The organism is Sphingomonas sp. LY54, from assembly GCF_035594035.1.
GTDB lineage: Bacteria > Pseudomonadota > Alphaproteobacteria > Sphingomonadales > Sphingomonadaceae > Allosphingosinicella.
Genome location: NZ_CP141588.1, coordinates 3,071,381 through 3,090,388, shown reverse-complemented (window position 1 = coordinate 3,090,388; position 19,008 = coordinate 3,071,381). Strand labels below are relative to the sequence as shown.

The 19,008-nt window shown below is 68.1% G+C and carries 10 protein-coding genes; 8 read left to right on the top strand and 2 right to left on the bottom strand.

Features of this window, described 5'->3' with window-relative positions; genetic code table 11:
• Window positions 1-13 precede the first annotated feature (13 nt).
• Both SH591_RS15290 and SH591_RS15285 read left to right on the top strand, forming a co-directional pair.
• Window positions 14-2,020, top strand: a complete 2,007-nt coding sequence (locus SH591_RS15290) for an adenylate/guanylate cyclase domain-containing protein (RefSeq protein ID WP_324749830.1) — start codon at window positions 14-16, stop codon at window positions 2,018-2,020.
• Window position 2,021: 1 nt separating this feature from the next.
• Window positions 2,022-2,759, top strand: coding sequence for a hypothetical protein (locus tag SH591_RS15285; RefSeq protein WP_324749829.1), 738 nt, complete (start codon window positions 2,022-2,024; stop codon window positions 2,757-2,759).
• Window positions 2,760-2,853: 94 nt separating this feature from the next.
• On the opposite strand, the gene SH591_RS15280 is transcribed toward SH591_RS15285, so the two are convergent.
• The gene (locus SH591_RS15280; RefSeq protein ID WP_324749828.1) at window positions 2,854-5,019 is read right to left on the bottom strand and encodes a M3 family metallopeptidase; all 2,166 of its coding nucleotides are present in this window, start codon (window positions 5,017-5,019) and stop codon (window positions 2,854-2,856) included.
• Window positions 5,020-5,207: 188 nt separating this feature from the next.
• Between SH591_RS15280 and SH591_RS15275 the strand changes: the two genes are divergently transcribed.
• Window positions 5,208-5,909, top strand: a complete 702-nt coding sequence (locus SH591_RS15275; RefSeq protein ID WP_324749827.1) for a cyclic nucleotide-binding domain-containing protein — start codon at window positions 5,208-5,210, stop codon at window positions 5,907-5,909.
• A 131-nt stretch (window positions 5,910-6,040) separates the two neighbouring features.
• Complete coding sequence (locus SH591_RS15270; RefSeq protein ID WP_324749826.1) at window positions 6,041-9,064, top strand: autotransporter domain-containing protein; 3,024 nt, start codon at window positions 6,041-6,043, stop codon at window positions 9,062-9,064.
• 73 nt (window positions 9,065-9,137) lie between these two features.
• Here the strand turns inward: SH591_RS15270 and SH591_RS15265 are convergent, their stop codons facing one another.
• On the bottom strand, window positions 9,138-9,404 hold the full coding sequence (locus tag SH591_RS15265; protein ID WP_324749825.1) for a hypothetical protein: 267 nt from the start codon (window positions 9,402-9,404) through the stop codon (window positions 9,138-9,140).
• 297 nt (window positions 9,405-9,701) lie between these two features.
• Here SH591_RS15265 and SH591_RS15260 point away from each other — a divergent pair, with 297 nt between their 5' ends.
• The 4 genes from SH591_RS15260 (at window position 9,702) to SH591_RS15245 (ending at window position 19,004) form a co-directional block, all read left to right on the top strand.
• Complete coding sequence (locus SH591_RS15260; protein ID WP_324749824.1) at window positions 9,702-11,084, top strand: multiheme c-type cytochrome; 1,383 nt, start codon at window positions 9,702-9,704, stop codon at window positions 11,082-11,084.
• Window positions 11,084-13,057 (top strand): heme-binding protein, encoded by a 1,974-nt coding sequence (locus SH591_RS15255; protein ID WP_324749823.1) that lies wholly within the window; start codon window positions 11,084-11,086, stop codon window positions 13,055-13,057. The genes SH591_RS15260 and SH591_RS15255 overlap by 1 nt, the downstream gene beginning before the upstream one ends.
• 47 nt (window positions 13,058-13,104) lie before the next feature.
• A complete protein-coding gene (locus SH591_RS15250; protein ID WP_416385245.1) occupies window positions 13,105-14,946 on the top strand; it encodes a hypothetical protein in 1,842 nt (613 codons plus the stop codon).
• A 95-nt stretch (window positions 14,947-15,041) separates the two neighbouring features.
• The gene (locus SH591_RS15245) at window positions 15,042-19,004 is read left to right on the top strand and encodes an LVIVD repeat-containing protein (RefSeq protein WP_324751403.1); all 3,963 of its coding nucleotides are present in this window, start codon (window positions 15,042-15,044) and stop codon (window positions 19,002-19,004) included.
• Window positions 19,005-19,008: the final 4 nt, after the last annotated feature.

Sequence of the window (19,008 nt, the reverse complement as noted above, 5' to 3'; positions counted from 1 at the left end):
GGGGGAGTGCTTGGTGGGAGGCGAGAGCGAAGGTCCGAACTGGCCGACCCGGGCCCGCCGCGTCGCCCGGCAGATCGGGCCGTTCCGGCTCGCCGCGACCGCTCTCTTCCTGGTCATCGGCCTGCTCTTCGCGCGCTACAGCTGGGAAATACCGCTCGCCAAGGACGCCGAGCGCGGCCTCTATGACCTGCGGCTGCTGGAGACCGCCGATCGGGTCGATCAGGACGATCGCATCGTGCTCGTCGTCTATACCGACGAGACGCTGGAGGCGCTGGCGAAGCGTTCGCCGCTCGACCGCAAGATGCTCGCCGATGCGCTGCTGAAGCTCGACGCGATGAACCCGAAGGCGATCGGGATCGACATATTGATGGACCAGCCCCAGGCCGAGGACCCGATCCTGATCGACGCCTTCCGAGGCATGAAGACGCCGACCTATCTCGCCTTCGCCTCGAACGCGACCAATCCCGATTACATCAAGCTGTGGCAGGAGGAATATCTCACCAGCTTCCTCGGCCAGTTGAAGCCGGGTCCGGTCAAGCCGGCCAGCATCATGCTCGAGCCCGATCTGGAGGACGGCGTCACCCGGTCCTGGCCCGCGCAGCCCGCAAGCCTGCCGCCTTTGCTCGCCAATGCGATGGCGCCGGAGCAGCCGCGGTTTCGCGACTACACCCGCAGCATCGCCTTCCGCCTGCCCAGGAGCGAGGAATATCCGGTCTTTTCCAAACTGCCGATCGACCTGTTCGCCACCGACATGGCGGCGGCCCTGCGCCCGCAGGTCGAGGGTCGCTACGTCCTGATCGGCGGCGATATCCAGGACATGGACGATTACGAGACGCCGATGACGCGCGTCGACGGGCGGCTGACCAAGGGCCTGGACATACACGCCCATCTGCTCGCTCAATTGCTCGACGGCCGCATGCCCGGCGCGATCCCGTCCTGGTCGCTCTGGGCGGTCGCCTTCGCCGTGGTGGTGGCCGGCGGGCTCACCAGCCTGCTCGAGATGCGGAGCTGGAAGCTGGCGCTCGTCCTCGTCGGCCAGGTGATCTTCTTCGTCACCCTCCCTTTCTATCTGCAGTCGATCAACGTCGACACGCTCGGCCTGCCCGCTTTCGGCTGGGCGGTCGGCTGGCTGTTCGCCTTCGCCGCGATCGGCACCGCCGCGCGCGCGGTCGGCGCCGAGGAACGCCGCTTCGCCGAGCATACGCTGGGCAAATATCTCCCGGCCGACATCGCCCACCAGATCTTGCGCGATCCCGAGCGGCTCGCGCTGAAGGGCGAGAAGAAGCAGATCTACGCGATGTTCACCGACATGGAGGGCTTCACCAAGCTCAGCCACGCGATCAAGCCCGAGCAATTGTCGTCCCTCCTCAACCGCTATCTCGATGAATTGAGCGACACCGTGCTCAAGCATGGCGGCACGATCGACAAGTTCGTCGGCGACGCCGTCGTGGCCTTCTGGGGCGCGCCGATCGCGCGGCCCGACGACGCCGACCGGGCCGCTCGCGCCGCCGTCGCCATGTACGAATGCGGCGAGGAATTCCGTCGCGCCGGTGGGCCCGAAATCCCGCCGCTCGGCTGCACCCGCGTCGGCCTGCACCGCGGCGAGGCGGTGGTCGGCAATTTCGGCGGCGAGGGCCGCATCCAATACACCGCGCTCGGCGACGGCATGAACACCGCCGCACGGCTCGAATCGGCCAACAAGTCCCTGAAGACGACGATCCTGGTCAGCGACGAGGCGAAACGGGAATCGACGCTCGACATCTTCCGGCCGATGGGCCGGATCGTGCTGTCGGGCCGCGCCACTCCCGTCCAAGTCTGGGAGCCCGTCCCGCAAATGGACGCCGGTCTGCGGCAAACATTGGTTAAGCTCTGGGAGCGCTTCGAAGCCAATGATAGGACGGCTCTTGCAGAGCTGCAGGCTGTCTCGGACAATCACAAGGATGATGCGGCGCTCGCCAATTTCGTGTATCGCATCAGGGAAGCCGGTCCGGGGGGGCACTATGTGTTGGGATCCAAGTGATATGAAGCTTCGATATCTTGCCCCGGTCTTGATGATCGCCTCGCTCGCCAGCGCGGCGGGCGCAGAAGTCCTTGTCGTGCGCGCGTCCGGCCCTTCGGCCAAAGCCTATCCGGCCGGGAAAGCCATCCCCGACAATGCGCGGATCACGCTCAAGGCGAACGACTCGCTGGTGCTGCTCGACGCGCGCGGCACGCGCACTTTGCGCGGGCCCGGCACCTTCACGCCTTCCGGCCCCGCCCAGGCGGCCCAGGGCTCGGTCCTCGCCTCAGCGGCGACCGCCGGCTCCAGCCGCCGCGCCCGCATCGGGGCGGTGCGCAACGTCGGCGGAGCGACCGCCGCGCGCAGCCCGTCGATCTGGCACGTCGACGTCGCCAGGAGCTCGAACATCTGCCTCGCCGACCCGACCAACGTCACTTTGTGGCGCGGCGACGCGAGCAAGGCCGCCCCGCTCACGGTGACGCGCCCGGGCGACGGCGCCACCCGCCAGTTGAACTGGGCCAAGGGCCAGACCACGCTCGGCTGGCCGGCCGACCTCGCGATCCAGGACGGCTCCGATTATCGCCTGACCTGGCCGGGCGCCGCGCAGCCCACCAACCTCAAATTTCGCACCCTCCCCGCCAAGCCGGGCGGGCTCGAGGAGATGGCGTCCTCGCTGATCCAGAATGGCTGCGAAGCCCAACTCGACGTGCTGATCGAGACGGTGAAGCTGCCCGACGACCAGTCCGCGCCTTCGGGCTGACCTTCTCCTGAGCAGGGGAAACGGAAAGCGGCGCCTCCGCAAGGAGACGCCGCTTTCTTTTTGGCTGCCCTCCCGCGAACGGGAGGGTGCCGGATCAATTGGTCGGGAAGCCGCGCTTGTGGAGCAGCGCGTTCACGTCCGGATCGCGGCCGCGGAAGGCGCGATAGGCCTCGGCGCGGTCGGTCTCGTTGCCGGTCGAAAGCAGGGTCTGGCGGAAACGGTCCGCGGTCGCCTTGTCGAACGGGTTGCCGGTCTCCTCGAACGCCGCCCAGGTGTCGGCGTCCATCGTCTCCGACCAGAGGTAGGAATAATAGCCGGCCGAATAAGCGTCGGACGAGAAGAGATGGTTGAACTGCGGCAGGCGGTGCCGCATCACCAGCTCCTTCGGCATGCCGAGCTTGGTCAGCGTCTCCCGCTCGAACTTGTCGGGATCGACGACGCCGTTCGGGTCCATGTGCAGCGCCATGTCGACCAGAGCCGACGAAAGATACTCGACCGTCGCAAAGCCCTGGTTGAACTTGGACGAGGCCTCGATCTTGTCGAGCAGCGCCTTCGGCATCGGCTGACCGGTCTTATAGTGTTTTGCGAACTTGCTCAGCACCTGCGGCGTCAGCAGCCAATTCTCGTTCACCTGGCTCGGATATTCCACGAAGTCCCGCGGCGTGCCGCCGAAGCTCGGATAGTAAACGTCCGACAGGAAATAATGGATGGCGTGGCCGAACTCGTGGAACAGGGTCTCGGCATCGTCGAGGCTGATCAGCACCGGCTCGCCAGGCGCGGGCTTCACGAAATTGTTGTTGTTCGAGCCGAGCACGATGTCGTCGCCGAGCAGGCCGGCGCGGCTGCGGTAGGTCGTCGCCCAGGCGCCCGAGCGCTTGCCGGTGCGGGCATAGTCGTCGCGGTAGAACAGGCCCACCTGCTTCCCAGTGCCCCGGTCGGTGACGCTGTAGACGCGGATGTCCGAATGCCAGGTCGGGACCGTGCCGGTCACTTCCTTGAAGTCGAGCCCGTACAATTCGCCCGCCGCCCAGTAGGACGCCTCGATGATGTTATCGAGCGCGAAATAGGGCTTCACCTCGTCTTGGCTGAGGTCGTAGCGATCCTTGCGGACCTTCTCCTGATAGTAGCGATAGTCCCACGGCTCGATCGTGATCTTGGCGCCCGATTTGGTGGCCAGCGCCTGCTGGTCGCGGACCTCCTCCTTCACACGCGCCACGGCGGCCGGCCAAACGCGGTTCATCAGGGCCATCCCGGCGGCCGGGGTCTTGGCCATCGTGTCCTGCATGCGCCAGTCGGCGTGGCTGCCGAAGCCGAGCAATTTGGCGCGGTCGGCGCGCAGCTTCACGATCTCGGCGATGATCTGGTTGGTGTCGTTCGCGTCCTTGTTGTCGCCGCGATTGACGAACGCCTGCCAAACCTTCTGGCGCAGCGCGCGATTGTCGGCGAAGGTCAGGATCGGATCGACCGCCGAACGGGTGTTGACGATCGCGTAGCTGCCGGCGGGGAGCTTGCGCTCCTTGGCGGCGGATGCCGCGGCGGCCTTCACGTCGGCCGGAACGCCCTTCAGCTCGGCCTCGGTGGCGGTGATGAAGGTGCTTTCGTCGGCCAGCACCTTCTCGCTGAAGGTCGCGAACTTGGCGGCGAGCTGCTGGTTGTAGGCCGAAAGCTGCTGCTTCTGCGCGTCGTCGAGGTTGGCGCCGCGGCGGACGAAGCTGTCGTAGAGGCGGGTGACGAGGCGCTGCTGCTTGGCATCCAGCCCGGAATTGGCGCGGGCCTCGTAGACCGCCTTGATGCGCTCGAAGAGCTTCGGATTGAGATTGATCTCGTCATAGGCGGCCGAAAGCTTGGGCGACCATTCCTTGTCGAGCGCCTGGTAGGCCGGAGTCGTCACGTTGCTGGTCATCACGCCGAACACGGAGAGCACGCGGTCGAGCCGCTCGCCCACCTTCTCGAGCGCTTCGACCGTGTTGGCGAAGGTCGGCGCGGCGCCGTTGTTGGCGATGGCGAGCACCTCGCGGCGCTGCTCGTCGATGCCGAATTGGATGGCCTCGGGGAACAGCTCCGGGGTCACCTTGTCGAACGGCGGCACGCCGTCATAGCCGCCCTGCCAGTCGGCGAGCAGGATATTGTCGGGGACGGCAACGGCGGCCTGGGCCGCCGGCGTCGCGGACGCCGTTTCAACGGCTGCGCTGTCGCTGGTCATGGTGGTGCAACCACCGAGCGCAAGCGCGGTTGCGCTCGCCAGAAGAACTGCTTTCAACTCGAAATCTCCAATATTCGTGACCGGCCGTCGCGGGAAGGCGGCGGCCGATGTTGGCCGGCTTCGTATACGATCAACCCTGAACCTTAGGCAACTTGGTCGCTTGTCCCACCGCGCCCGTCGCAGCCGCTTTGATTCGCCCCGGTTCGGGCGCATGATGGCGCCGCCAAGATCAAAGGGGGCGTGCGATGGAGGTTCAGGGTTTCTGGTCTGAAATCTCGTGGGGCGACCTGATCGGCCAATTGCCGTTCTTGCTGCTGGTCATCGCCATGTTCCGCCGGCAGCTGCACCGTCTCCGCGCGATCGTGGCGGCGGGCGCGCTGATCGGCCTGTTCCACGCCCTCTACTGGTCCGGCAACGTCCTGCTCGCAATCTGGTGGGGCCTGCTGCTCGGAGCGACCCTGATCCTGCTCGGCCAGCGCCTCTACGAGAGCAGCAAGGTCCGCTTCACGCCCGAAGAGGAGGAGATGCTGAAGGGCATCCTTGCCGGCCTCACCCGCAACCGCGCCCGCCACCTGCTCGATCAGGGCTTTTGGCTGAGCGGCCGCGAAGGCGACACGCTGACCCGCGAGGACGAGGCGGTCAGCCACCTCTTCTACCTCGCTGCGGGCGAGGCCCGCGTGATGAGCCAGGGCCGCCAGGTCGGCTTGTGCCGCAACGGCGACTTGATCGGTGAAGTCACCGTCCTCTCCGGCGACCAGGCGAGCGCCACCGTCGTCCTCGCCGGTCCCGCGCGCTTCTGGTGCGCGCCCGCCAGCGCGCTCCGGCCTTATCTGGTCGCGCATGACGATGTCCGGCACGCGCTGGAGCAGGGCTTCACCGCCGCGCTGCGCAGCAAATTGCGCGCCAGCAACCAGCGGATCGCCGAGGCGGGCGGCGTGACGGCCTGACCCGCTCCGATATGGTTCCATATTGCGGTTAAAAAATTTTCAGTGTGACATCCGAAACTATCCGATTTCTGCCGGGTTAGAACGAACTCGCCAGTCAGGCGACCCATATTCTAACCTATCCGGAGAAGTTGATGTTGAGTAAGCGTTCGCTCGTCAGTAGCACGAGCGCCAAGTCGCTGGTCCTTGCCAGTCTTGCCACCGTGTCGGCCACCCTCCTCACCGCCGCTCCCGCCGCCGCCCAGGCCGTGTGCGTGACCCTGCCGAACGGTGTCATCGATTGCACCGGCGCAGACGTCGCCGGAACCGTCGGGGCCGGGCTCGCCGTTACCGGCGCCACCGCGCCCGTCTCCGTCAACCTCCAGAACGGCTTCCTCTCGACCGGAACCGTCGCCGTTTCGACCCTGACCGGCGGCGTCGACCTCGCCTCGGCCGGCACCGCGCGGATCGCTACCGCCGGTCCCGCTCTCGTCATTGGTTCGGCAGCCGATATCGACGCTAACCTCACTGGCGCCACTACGACGGCCAACGCCGCCACCGCCGTGAGCCTCGACGCGGCGGGCGACCTCGCTTTCGCCGCCGACGGCACGATCGCTACGCTCGGCAATGCCGCCGACGCCGTGAACGCCACCGGCGCGTCGGTCGACCTCGCCCTCGGCACGGTCACGACCGCCGGCGTCAATTCGGACGCCGTCCAGGCGACGGCGCTTGCCGGCCCGCTCGACGTCACGGTCGGCACGGTAACGACCGCCGGCAATCTCTCGTCCGGCCTGCTGCTTGACGGCGCCGCCGCCATCGATGCCACTGCCGGCACGGTCCGCACGGCCGGCGCGAATGCTGACGCCGTGGTTGCCACCGGCGCTTCGGTCGCGCTCGATCTCGGCACCGTCGCTACCGCCGGTCTCGACTCCGATGCCGTCGTCGCGACCACGCTCGCCGGCCCGCTCGACGTCACTGTCGGCACCGTCGATACCGCCGCCAACCTCTCGACCGGCGTTCTTCTCACCAGCGCCGACGCGGTCAACCTGACGGCCGGCACGGTCCGCACGCTCGGTGCCGAAGCCGCGGCGATCGACGTGAGGGCGCTTGGCCCGGTCGCGATCGATGCCGGCGTCGTCAGCACCACCGGTAACCTCGCCACCGGCATCGCGGTCCATGCGGGTCTCGATCCGGTCGCCGTGGCCTTCGACAGCGTCGTCACCCGCGGCGCGAATGCCGACGGCGTGGCCATCACCGCCGACGGCGCGATCAACGTCGCAGGCGGCACCGTCGCCACCAGCGGCGCGGGCAGCGCGGGCATCGATGTCGCAGGCGCCGACGGCCCGGTCCGCGTCGCTAGCGGCGCCATCACCACCGCAGGCGCCAATGCCAGCGGCATCGCGGTGACCACCGACGCCGGCGTGCAGACCATCCTCGCCGGCCCGATCGCCACCACCGGCGCCGGCGCCAACGGCATCGTCGCGACCTCGGCGACCGGCAATGTCGGCCTTGTTGCGAACGGCAACATCAACGCCGCTCAGGGCACCGGCATCCTCGCCGACACCGGCGCGGCGCTCGACATCCGCACCGCGGCGGGCACGACCGTCAACGGCGCGTTGGCGGGCATCGACGCCACTTCGGGCACCGGCACGGCCATCACGATCGGCGGCACCGTCGGCGCGGCCAACGGCCTCGCCATCGACGCCGACGGCGGCCCCGCCACGATCGTCGTCGCCCCGACCGGCCGCATCAACGGCCGCGTCGATCTCACCGCCGGCGCCGACACCCTGCTCAACAACGGCACCTTCGCCGCTGTCGGCAACAGCGACTTCGGCGCGGGCGTCGACGTTCTCACCAACAACGGTACGCTCAGCGCCAACGGCGCGGTGACCTTCGCCGGGCTCGAGACGCTGAACAATAACGGTCTCGTCACCATGATCGACGGCGTCGCCGACGACGTACTGACGATCCCCGGCGCCTACAATGCTGCTCCGGGCGCCCGCCTGGCAGTGGACGTGGGCACTGGCGCCACCGGAACCGTCGCCGACCGCCTGGTTGTCGGCGGGACCACCAGCGGCACCACCGTGGTCGATCTCAACCCGCTCGGCGGCGCGGGCGTCGTCGATCTCGATGGCGCGGTGATCGTCGATGCCACTGGCGGCACCGGCACCTTCGTGCTCGGCAGCCCGGTCACGGCCGGCTTCGTCGATTACGACCTCGGCACCAATGCCGGCGGCGACACGCTCGTCCTTGCCACCGCGAACGACCGCGCCGTCGAAATGGCGATGCTTCCGCAGCTCGGCCAGGGCTTCTGGTATCGCTCGGCGGATGCCTGGGAGTCGGCAGCGGCGCAGCGCCGCAACGACCTGCTTACCGGCAGCGGCCGCTCGTTCGGCGTCTGGGGCCAGGTCTACGGCACCCAGGAGGATCGCGGCGACCGTCGCGACGTCGATGTCTTCGGCACCACCCGTAACGTCGATCTGCGCTACGAGACCGAAGCCCAGGGCGCGCAGGGCGGGTTCGACTTCCGCCCCGGCAACGGCAATTTCGTGGTCGGCGTCACCGGCGGCTACCAGAAGGCCGAGTCCGACTTCAATTCGGGCACCCAGGCCGAGCTGAAGGGCTGGAACGCCGGCGCCTACATGATCTACGGCGCGCCGCAGGGCTTCTACGCCCAGCTGCTCGGCAAGTATGACGACTTCGAGGTCGAGCTGGAGAACGGCACGTTGTTCACCGGCGCCGAGATCGACGGCAAGGCCTATGGCGTTGACGGCGAGGTCGGCTACCGCACCCAGATTGCGGGCGCGAACTTCGACCTGGGCGCGGGCCTCGCTTACGTCCGCACTGACATGGACGGCTTTGCCGCTTCCAACGCCGTGTTCGAAGTCGACGACAGCGACAGCCTGCGCGGCCAGGTTGGCTTCCGCCTGAGCGGCCAGAGCGGCGCGTTCACGCCTTATGCCGACGTCAGGCTCCGCCACGAGTTCCTCGGCGACGGCGATGTCCGCTTCCTCAGCGGCGGCTACACGCTCCCGCTCGAGGATCGCGGCATCGGCACCTCGGTGCGCGCCGAGATCGGCGTCTCCGGCCCGAGCTCGCTTGGGGGCCTCTACCTCGCCGGCTGGGGCGAGATGGGCGACACGAGCAGCATCGGCCTGCGCGCGGGCTTCCGCTTCTAAGCCTGGCCGAAACGAAAGGATGCCGGCTCCGCGCAAGCGGGGCCGGCAACTTCGTGTTCAGGGCCCGGCCCGATCAATAGTCGCCGTCCTCGATCCTCTTCCACTCCTCGGCGGTATGGCAGGCCTTTTGCTTGGCAATGCGCGAGCCGGTATTCGCCCAGCGCTTGCAGATCAGCGGCTGGCGCGCCGTGGTCGCGCCGCCCTGGGTCTCCATTCGCTCGGAGGCATTCGGCGTCATGTCAGGCGGGCCCGCGGAGGTGTCCGTCTTGGCGTCGGCCGGCGCTGCGGCGATCAGCATCAAGGCTGCGAGGCCCGTCGCGAGATAGTGCGATCCAGTCATTTCGTCTCTCCACAGCAAGTGTCACATCCCACTGACACACTTACCCGAGTCGAAGCGCCAAGGCCCTGATCGTTCTTGCGAAATTGCCGGACCACCTCGCACAATCCCGGCCTCGCGCGTCCCGACCCGCCTTACCGTCGTCGCTGTCGTGAGCCTGTATAGGAAGCAGGCGCTATTGCGTCCCGACAGGATGATCTCTGGCGATCATCTTGCTTGAATGACCCCGGCAACTTGAACATAGTCGGGCGGAAGCTCCAGTCGCTGCCATGACTTGGCGGCGGAACTTCAGGGGGAGTGATGGGGCGCACTCGCAACAGCGCGATCATGTTTCTGGCGACGGCTTTGCTTTGTGCGCTGGCGATGGCGTTCGTGCTGCGGCCCGGGCCGGCGACCGCGACCGCCCAGGCCCAGCGTGGCGGCTCCCTGGTCGGCGTGGCGAGCTGCGGCGGCACGACCTGCCACGGCCGCTCCGAGGCCGACGGCAAGATCGTCCGGCAGGACGAGCTCATGATCTGGCAGGACGAGGCGAGCCCGAGCGGCGCCCACAGCCGCGCTTGGCGGGTGCTCGCCGAACCGCGCTCGCGCGCCATCGCCCAGCGGCTCGGCATCGGCGAGGCGACCAGCGCGCCGATGTGCCTCGGCTGCCATGCGACGCCGGCCGCCGCCGGCGCGCGCGGCCCGCGCTTCCAGACTTCGGACGGCGTCGGCTGCGAGGGCTGCCACGGCGCCGCCTCGGCCTGGCTGGCGAGCCATTATGCGGTCGGCGCCAGCCACGCCGCCAACGTCGCCCGCGGCATGGTCCCGCTCGACAACCCCAAGGCGCGCGCTTCGGTCTGCCTCGACTGCCATTTCGGCAGCAGCGACGCCGGCCAGTTCGTCAATCACCGCATCATGGCGGCCGGCCACCCGCGCATCAGCTTCGAGCTCGACCTCTTCTCGACGCTGCAGCAGCATCATGACGAGGACGGCGACTATGCAAGCCGCAAGCGCCGCACGAGCAACGTCCAGATGTGGGCGATCGGCCAGGCGATGGCGCTGGACCGTGCGCTGACCCTGTTCGCGGGCGCGCGCGGCAGCGACGGCCTCTTCCCCGAATTCTATTTCTTCGACTGCCACACCTGCCACCGCCCGATCTCGGACGATCCGCGCTTCGAGCCGACCGCCCTCGCCAATCCCGGACGGCCGATCCCGCAGGGCATGCCAGCGTTCAACGACGAGAACATGATCATGCTCTCGGCCGCCGCGCGCGTGGTCGTGCCCGCTCAGGCGGCGCGCTTCGACCGCGACAGCCGCGCCTTCCACAATACGATCGCCAAGGACCGCGCCTCCGCCATCGCCGCCGCCGCCGCCCTGCGCGAAAGCGCGCGTGCGCTCGCCAGCGCCTTTGCCGGCGCGCCGATGGGCCGCGACCAGACCTTCGCGATCATCGACGCGATCACCAGCAACGCCGTGTCCGAGCGCTTCACCGATTATGCCGGCAGCGTGCAGGCCGTGATGGCGACCGACACCTTGCTCTCGGCGCTCGTCAATGCCGGCGACGTCCAGACCGCCAGCGCCGAAACCATCCGCGCCGACATCAACAGCGCCTACCAGGCCGTGCGCGACCCCAATGCTTACCGACCCCGCGAATTCCGGGCCAGCCTCGGCCGCGCCGCCGCCGCGATAGGAAAGCTCCGCTAATGCGCCTTACCCCTACTATCGCAATCGTCTCCTTGCTCCTCGCCTCATGCGGCGGCGGGGGCGGCGGCGGCGGCGGAGGCGGCACGCAGGATCCGGTCACGCCGCCGCCCGCGCCGACGCCGGCCAATCTCTACGCCGTGCCGGCCGCCGAGGCGCTGAGCGAGGCCGATGTGGGACGCGTCATCGCCCAGGCAGTGGCGGAAGCTTCCGCGCGCACGCTCCCCGCCACGATCGCCGTCGTCGACCGGGTCGGCAACGTCCTCGCCATCTTCGCGATGACCAACGCCAACCAGCGCCTCGCCGTGCCGCGCGGGCCCAATGGCAGCACCCACGATCTGCAGGGGATCGATGTCCCCGCGGCCGCCGCGGGCGCGATCGCCAAGGCGATCACCGGCGCCTATCTCTCCTCGGGCGGCAACGCCTTTTCAACCCGCACCGCCTCGATGATCGTGCAGGAGCATTTCCCGCCATCGGCGGTCGCGCGCGGCCTCGAGAGCGGCCCGCTGTTCGGCGTGCAGTTCAGCCAGCTCCCCTGCTCCGATCTCGCCGCGCGCTTCGCCGGCACAGCCGGGCCGGCCGCCTTCATCGGCCCCAAGCGATCGCCGCTCGGCCTAGCGGCCGATCCGGGGGGATTTCCGCTCTACAAGAACGGCGTACTCGTCGGCGGCGTCGGGATCATGGCCGACGGGATCTACGGCTTCGATCCCGAGACGCAGGACGATGATCGCGACGCCGAGGAGATCGTCGCCCTCGCCGGCAGCACCGGCTTCGCCGCGCCCGACGCGATCCGCGCCGATCGCATTCCGGTCGACGGAACGACTTTGCGCTTCTCCGACGCCGAGCCCGGCGATCTTGCCAGCAATCCGGCCTCGGCACCGACCTTCGCGGCGATCAACGGCACGGCCGGCGTCCTGACGTCGGTCCGCGGCTATTACGACAGTTCGGGCGGCGTCCTTGCCGGCCGCGTCTATGGCAGCGACGCGTCCGGCATCCGCCCCGCCGCGCCCGCCGAATTCTCCAACCGCGACGCCTTCGTGCTCAGCAACGGGGCCGGCGGCAACCGCTTCCCGCTGCGCGGCGGCACCGATGCCGGCAGCGTCGCGCAGCCGCTCAGCCAGGCCGAGGTCACCGCCCTGCTCGAGGAGGCGTTCAAGATCATGAGCGCAGCCCGGGCGCAGATCCGCCGCCCGCTCGACAGCCGCGCGCAGGTGTCGATCGCGGCGGTCGACACCCATGGCGCGGTGCTGGGCATCGTCCGGTCGCCCGACGCCCCGGTCTTCGGCATCGACGTGTCGCTGCAGAAGGCCCGCACGGCGGCCTTCTTCTCGAGCGCGCGCGCCGGCGCCTTCCTGCAGAGCAATCCCGATGCCGACGTGCGCATGTTCGTCGGCGCCGCCCGCACCTTCTTCGCCGATCAGGCCGCCCTCACCGGCAAATATGCCTTCTCGGCGCGCGCCGTCGGCAATGTCTCGCGGCCCTATTTCCCCGACGGCGAGCTCGGCCGCCCGCCCGGCCCGTTCTCGCGCGCGATCGCCGAGTTCAATCCTTTCTCGACCGGCCTGCAATCGGCGCTGGTCGAGCAGAATATCCGCGATCATGCCGGCTTCCTGCTCGGCGCCGGCGCCGATACGCCGCCGCGCTGCACGTTCACGCCCGACGTGGCGGCGGGCCAGAACCCGCTCCAGAACGGCATCCAGATATTCCCGGGCGCGGTGCCGGTCTATCGCGGCACGCAATTGGTCGGCGCGATCGGCGTTTCGGGCGACGGCATCGACCAGGACGACATGATCAGCTTCCTCGGCGTCCATAATGCCGGGGTTCGGATCGGCTCGATCGGCAACGCCGCGCCCGACGTCCGCTCGGATCGGATCGAAGTCCCGGTCGACAATCGCACGGTCCGGCTGCGCTGGGTGAACTGCCCGTTCGCGCCGTTCCTCGGCAGCAGCGACCAGAATGTCTGCCAAGGCAAATAGCCGAAGTGGTGGCCCTCGCCCTTCCCTTCCTGCCCGTGGCCGCCCTGATGGCGATGCAGCAGCCCGCGCCGCCTCCGCCCGAGCCGCCGGTGATCGAGGATATCACGGCCGACGATCCGCTGCTGGAAGGCCGGCGCCGTCCAGGCGTGCCGCAGCATGAGCTGCCCGACGCGGTCAGCCAGACCAATGTCGGCGCGGTCCGCTCGCCCCCGCCCGAAGCCTTTCCCACCGACCAGATCCCGGTCCCCGACCGCTGGCGGCTGGTCGAGACTTTGGGCATCGCCAGGGAGCGCTGGTGGGACCCGTACAACCAGAACACGCTGAAGGGAGACCGCCCGCTCTGCATCCCGACCGCGGAGGAGCAGGCGCGCCGAGCACGCGAAGGCCTACCCAAATGCCGGACGCCGCGCTTCCTCGGCCTTAAGGGCCAGGACTGGTTCTTCGTCGCCAACGCCGTCTCGGACACGGTGGTCGAGCCGCGCACCTTTCCGATCCCGGTCGGCGTCCAGACCACCGACGATCCCGACAGCAACGACGTGTTCGGCGAGAATGATAGCCTGGTCTTCGCCCAGACCTTCATCGCCAGCGTCGCCCTGCTCAAGGGCTCGACCGCCTACAAGCCGCCCGACGTCGAGTACCGGCTGACGCTCGCCTACAATGTCAATTATGTCGACGTGTCCGAGCGGCGCATCCTGTCGGTGCGCCCGTCCGCGGGAACCGACCGCCTCGACCACTTCCTCGGCGTGCAGGAAGCGTTCGTCGACTATCATATCCGCAACGTCTCGGACCGCTACGATTTCGATTCCGTGCGCGTCGGCATCCAGCCGTTCCAGGCCGATTTCCGCGGCTTCCTGTTCAATGACCAGCAATTGGGCGTGCGCCTGTTCGGCAACCGCGACAACAACCGCTTCCAATATAATCTCGCCGCCTTCTGGCGGCTGGAGAAGGACACGAACAGCGGCCTCAACGACGTCACGCAGCGGCCGCGCGACGACTGGGTGGTGACGGCCAACCTCTACCGCCAGGATTTCCCCTTCGTCGGCCTCACCAGCCAGGCGAGCCTCACCTGGAACGCCAACCGTGAGCGCGGCGAGATCGAGGTCGACACCAATGGTTTTCCGGTCCGGCCCGCGCTCATCGGCAACCTGAAAACACGCAATTACGACCTCGCCTATATCGGCTATGCGGCCGACGGGCGGATCGGCCGCATCAACCTCTCGGCGCAGGCGTACGGCGCGTTCGGGAGCGACCGCGCCAGCATCTTCACCGGCGAAAAAGCCGACATCCGCGCCTGGTTCTTCGCCGCCGAGCCGAGCTACGACGTCGATTGGCTGCGCGTCCGCGGCGCCTTCCTCTACGCGAGCGGCGACGGCAATCCTTATGACGACAAGGAAACGGGCTTCGACGCCATCTTCGAGAATCCGATCTTCGCCGGGGCCGACACCAGCTACTGGATCCGCCAGACCATCCCGTTCGCGGGCGGCGGACGCGTCGTCTCGGTCAACGGCCGTAACGGCATTCTCAACGCGCTTCGTTCCTCGAAGGAGCAGGGCCAGTCCAATTTCAACAATCCCGGCACGATGCTGGTCGGCGCCGGCGCCGATGCCGATGTAACGCCGGAGATCCGCGTCACCGCCAATGCCAACCATCTCTGGTTCGCCAAGACCGCGGTTCTGGAAAATCTGCGCAACCAGGGCGGCATCGCGAAGGAGATCGGCTTCGATCTGTCGGTGGCGGCGATCTGGCGGCCGAAGATGACGCAGAATATCGTCTTCCGCGGCTCCGCCGCCGTCCTGGTACCCGGCAAGGGCTTCCGGCAATTGTTCGCCAATGACGACCGGCACGACGCTTATTATTCCGTGCTCTTGAACGCGATCCTGACCTTCTGATGGGTAGCCGCCGCCCCTCCGTGCCGGCCACGCTGTTCCCCGGCGAAAGCCGGGGTCCAGCGGCCACGCGCGGGATACCGGCTTTCGCCGGTAAGCTGGGAGCGGGCGCCGTGCTCCTCGCGTTGGCGGTAACAACCCCCTTGGTCGCCTCCGAGGGCGAGACGCCGGTCGCGCGCGATTACAGCCTCGTCCGGGCCGCGCCCGCGCCGCGCACGCAGGAATGGGACCAGGCCGACGCGAAAAGCGCCGGCTGCGTCAGCTGCCACACCGCAAGCGAAGCGCGGACGATGCACAAGTCGCCCGCGGTGGTGCTGGGCTGCGCCGACTGCCACGGCGGCAACCCGTCCGTCTTCGCCCAGGACGTTTCCGACCACCAGGCGCCCGCTTACGTAGCCGCGCGCGACCGGGCCCATGTCCTGCCGCTCTACCCCAAGGCGTGGCACTGGCCGTCGAGCGCAAACCCCAAGCGCAGCTACACCTTGCTCAATGTCGAGGCGCCGGAATTCGTCCGCTTCGTCAATCCGTCCGACTATCGCGTCGCCCGTGATGCTTGCGGCGCCTGCCATATCGAGGTGATCGAGGCGGCCGAACGCTCGCTGATGGCGACCGGCGCGATGTTTTTCGGCGGCGCGGCCTACAATAACGGCATCGCTCCGATGAAGAATTATATCTTCGGCGAGGCCTATACGCGCGAAGGCGAGCCCGCGAAGATCGTCTCGCCGTTGATGCAGCCCGACGGGAGCCCGTACGCCGAGCAGGCGGCGCGCGGCGTGCTCGGCGCGCTCTACCCGCTGCCGCAATGGCATGTCGTTCCGCCGGGCGACGTCTTCCGCGTCTTCGAGCGCGGCGGCCGCACGATCGGCACCCAGTTCCCGGAGATCGGCCTCCCCTCCCCGTCCGGATCGATCCAGCGGCTGGAGGAGAGCGGCCGTCCCGACATCCGCCAGTCCAATCGCGGCCCCGGCACCGGGCTGCGCGTCTCGATCCCGATCCTCAACATCCACAAGACGCGCCTCAACGATCCGTTCATGTGGTTCATGGGGACCAACGACCAGCCGGGCGACTATCGCCAGTCGGGCTGCGCTGGCTGCCACGTCGTCTATGCCAATGACCGCGAGCCGCGCCACAGCCTCACCTACGCCCGGTTCGGCCGCGACGGCCAGACCGCGACCGCCGATCCCACGATCGCGAGGAAGCTCGACCACGGCGCTCTGAAGGACGGTGCGCCTGGCAGTTCCCCGGCGAAAGCCGGGGATCAGCTAAGAAAAGAAAGCGGGCACCCGATCGGCCACGTCTTCACCCGCGCGATCAGCACCGCGCAGTGCATGAACTGCCACATGCACCAGCCCAACGTCTTCCTGAACTCCTTCCTCGGCTACACGATGTGGGATTATGAGGCCGACGCGCCCTTGATGTGGCCGGACCGGCAGAAATACCCCCCCGCCAAAGAGGTGCTGGAAACGCTCGACCGCAACCCGGAGGGCGCCGCGCCGCGCGGCAAATGGTCGGACGTGGAGTTCCTGCGCCGGGTCCATGACGACGTGAACCCGCAGGCGAAGCATACCCAGTTCGCCGACTATCACGGCCATGGCTGGAATTTCCGCGCGGTCTACAAGCGCGACCGCGACGGCAATCTGCTCGACGCCGACGGCGCCATCGTCTTGCCCGATGACCCCGAGAAGTTCGCCAAGGCCGGCGCGCCGCAATTCGTCCCGCCCGGCGAGCAGAAGGGAAAGGCGGTCCACCTGATGGACATCCATGCCGAGAAGGGCATGCAATGCGCCGACTGCCATTTCTCGCGCGACAGCCACGGCACCGGTTTCCTCTACGGCGAGGTCGCCAATGCGGTCGAGATCGGCTGCAAGGACTGCCACGGCACCGCCAAAGACTATCCCAATTTGCTGACCTCGGGCCCCGCCGCGCCGCCCAAGGGCACCAACCTCGCTTTGCTCCGCAACGAGGACGGCCGCCGCCGCTTCGAGTGGATGGTCGCCGACGACGGCCGCCGCGTTCTCGTCCAGCGCTCGATCGTCGATCCGGCGCTCGAATGGGAGGTGAGCCTGGTCAAGGACAGCGTCGACCGCACCCACCCGCGCTTCAACATGAAATCGGCACGCGCCAAGCTGATGGCGAAGGCCGGCGCCGAGACCGGCCAGTTCGCGTTCGGGCCGGGCGTGGCGGAGCAGGACCTCGCCCACAAGCCCGACGAGATGGCCTGCTTCACCTGCCATTTGAGCTGGACCACCTCCTGCGCGGGATGCCACCTGCCCGTCGAGGCGAACTGGAAGACGACCAGCCACAAATATGAGGGGATGGAGACGCGCAACTTCGCCACCTACAACCCGCAGGTGGCGCGCGAGGACATGTTCCAGCTCGGCCGCCACCAGACCACCAAGGGCAACATCATCGCGCCGATCCGCTCGACTTCGGCGCTGATCCTGTCGTCGACCAACATCAATCGCGAGCGCATCTACGTCCAGCAGCCGCCGATCAGCGCCGCCGGTTTCTCGTCCCAGGCCTTCGCGCCGCATTTCCCGCACACCGTGCGGCGGACCGAGACCAAGCAATGCAGCGACTGCCACCTCTCCGAAACCAACGACAATAACGCGATCATGGCCCAGCTCCTGCTGCAGGGGACCAATTTCGTGAACTTCGTCGGCCTCCACGCCTTCGTCGGCATGGAGGACGGCTTCCAGGCGACGCGCGTCACCGAATGGGACGAGCCGCAGGCCGTGATCGGCTCCTACCTCCACCGTTTCGCCTATCCGGATTATTGGCGGCTGCACGTCGACCGCAACAAGCGCGAGCTGCTCAACTGGACGCGCGGCAAGGCGTTCGACCGCAAGCTCAGCGGCGAGACGCAGGCGCTCGAGCAGTTCGCCAACATCGTCCAGGACACGGGCGGACCGGCGCGCTGCCTGCAATTGCGCGGCGAATATATGTTCGTTGCCGAAGGGCGCGGCGGCTTCCGCGTCTATGACATCGCCAGCGTCGGCAACAAGGGCGTTTCCGACCGGATTGTCACCGCCCCCTTCTCTCCCCTCGGCCACGACGCCCACGTCTCCACGCGCAACGCGACTTGCATGGCGCTCGCGACCAACCAGCCGATCAGCCTGCAGCGCAACGCCGCGATCCGCGCCGCCATGCCGGAGAACCAGGAACAGGCGCTGCACCCCCTCTACGGCTACGCCGTGGTGACCGATGCCGAGGAGGGCCTGATCCTCGTCGACGTCGACACCTTCGCCGACGGCGAGCCGCGCAACAATTTCCTGAAGCGCGCCGTCACCTGGAACGAGAACGGGGTGCTCGCCGGCGCCCGCCACGTCACGCTGGCCGGCCGCTATGCGTACATTGCGGCCGACGCCGGGCTGGTCGTGGTCGATCTCGACGATCCGCCCAGGCCGCGCCACGTGACGACGCTGCCGCTGCGCGCCGCCCGCGCGTCGGCGCTGCAATTCCGCTATCTGTGGGTCACCGATGGCGAGGGCGTGAAACTGTTCGACGTCACGCGCCTCGATGCGCCGCGCGCCGTGCCGCAGGCGACCGTGCCGCTCGCCGATGTCCGCCGTATCTACCTCGCCCGCACCTATGCCTATGTCGCCGCCAAACGCGACGGGCTCGTCATCCTCGACGTCAAGAATCCCGAAGCGCCGCGGATCGCGCAGCGCGTGACGCTGGACGGCGCGCTGAACGATGCCGAGGACGTGATCGTCGCCTCCACCAACGCCTCTTTGTTCGCCTACGTCGCCGACGGGCGCAACGGCCTCAAGGTGGTCCAGCTCACCTCGCCCGACAGCCAGCCCAATTTCTACGGTTTCTCGCCCGCCCCCCGGCCCGAGCTGATCGCCTGGGCGAAGACGCCGAAGCCGGCGCTGGCCCTCAGCAAGGGCCTCGACCGCGACCGCGGCGTCGACGAGAGCGGCGGCCAGATCGCCGTGTTCGGGCGGCTCGGCTCGCGTCCGTTCAACCGCGCGGAAATGGAGCGGTTGTTCCTCACCCGCCGCGGCCTGCCCTGGAAGGTGCGCGACACCGGCACCTTCGCTGACTGGGTCCCCTGACGCC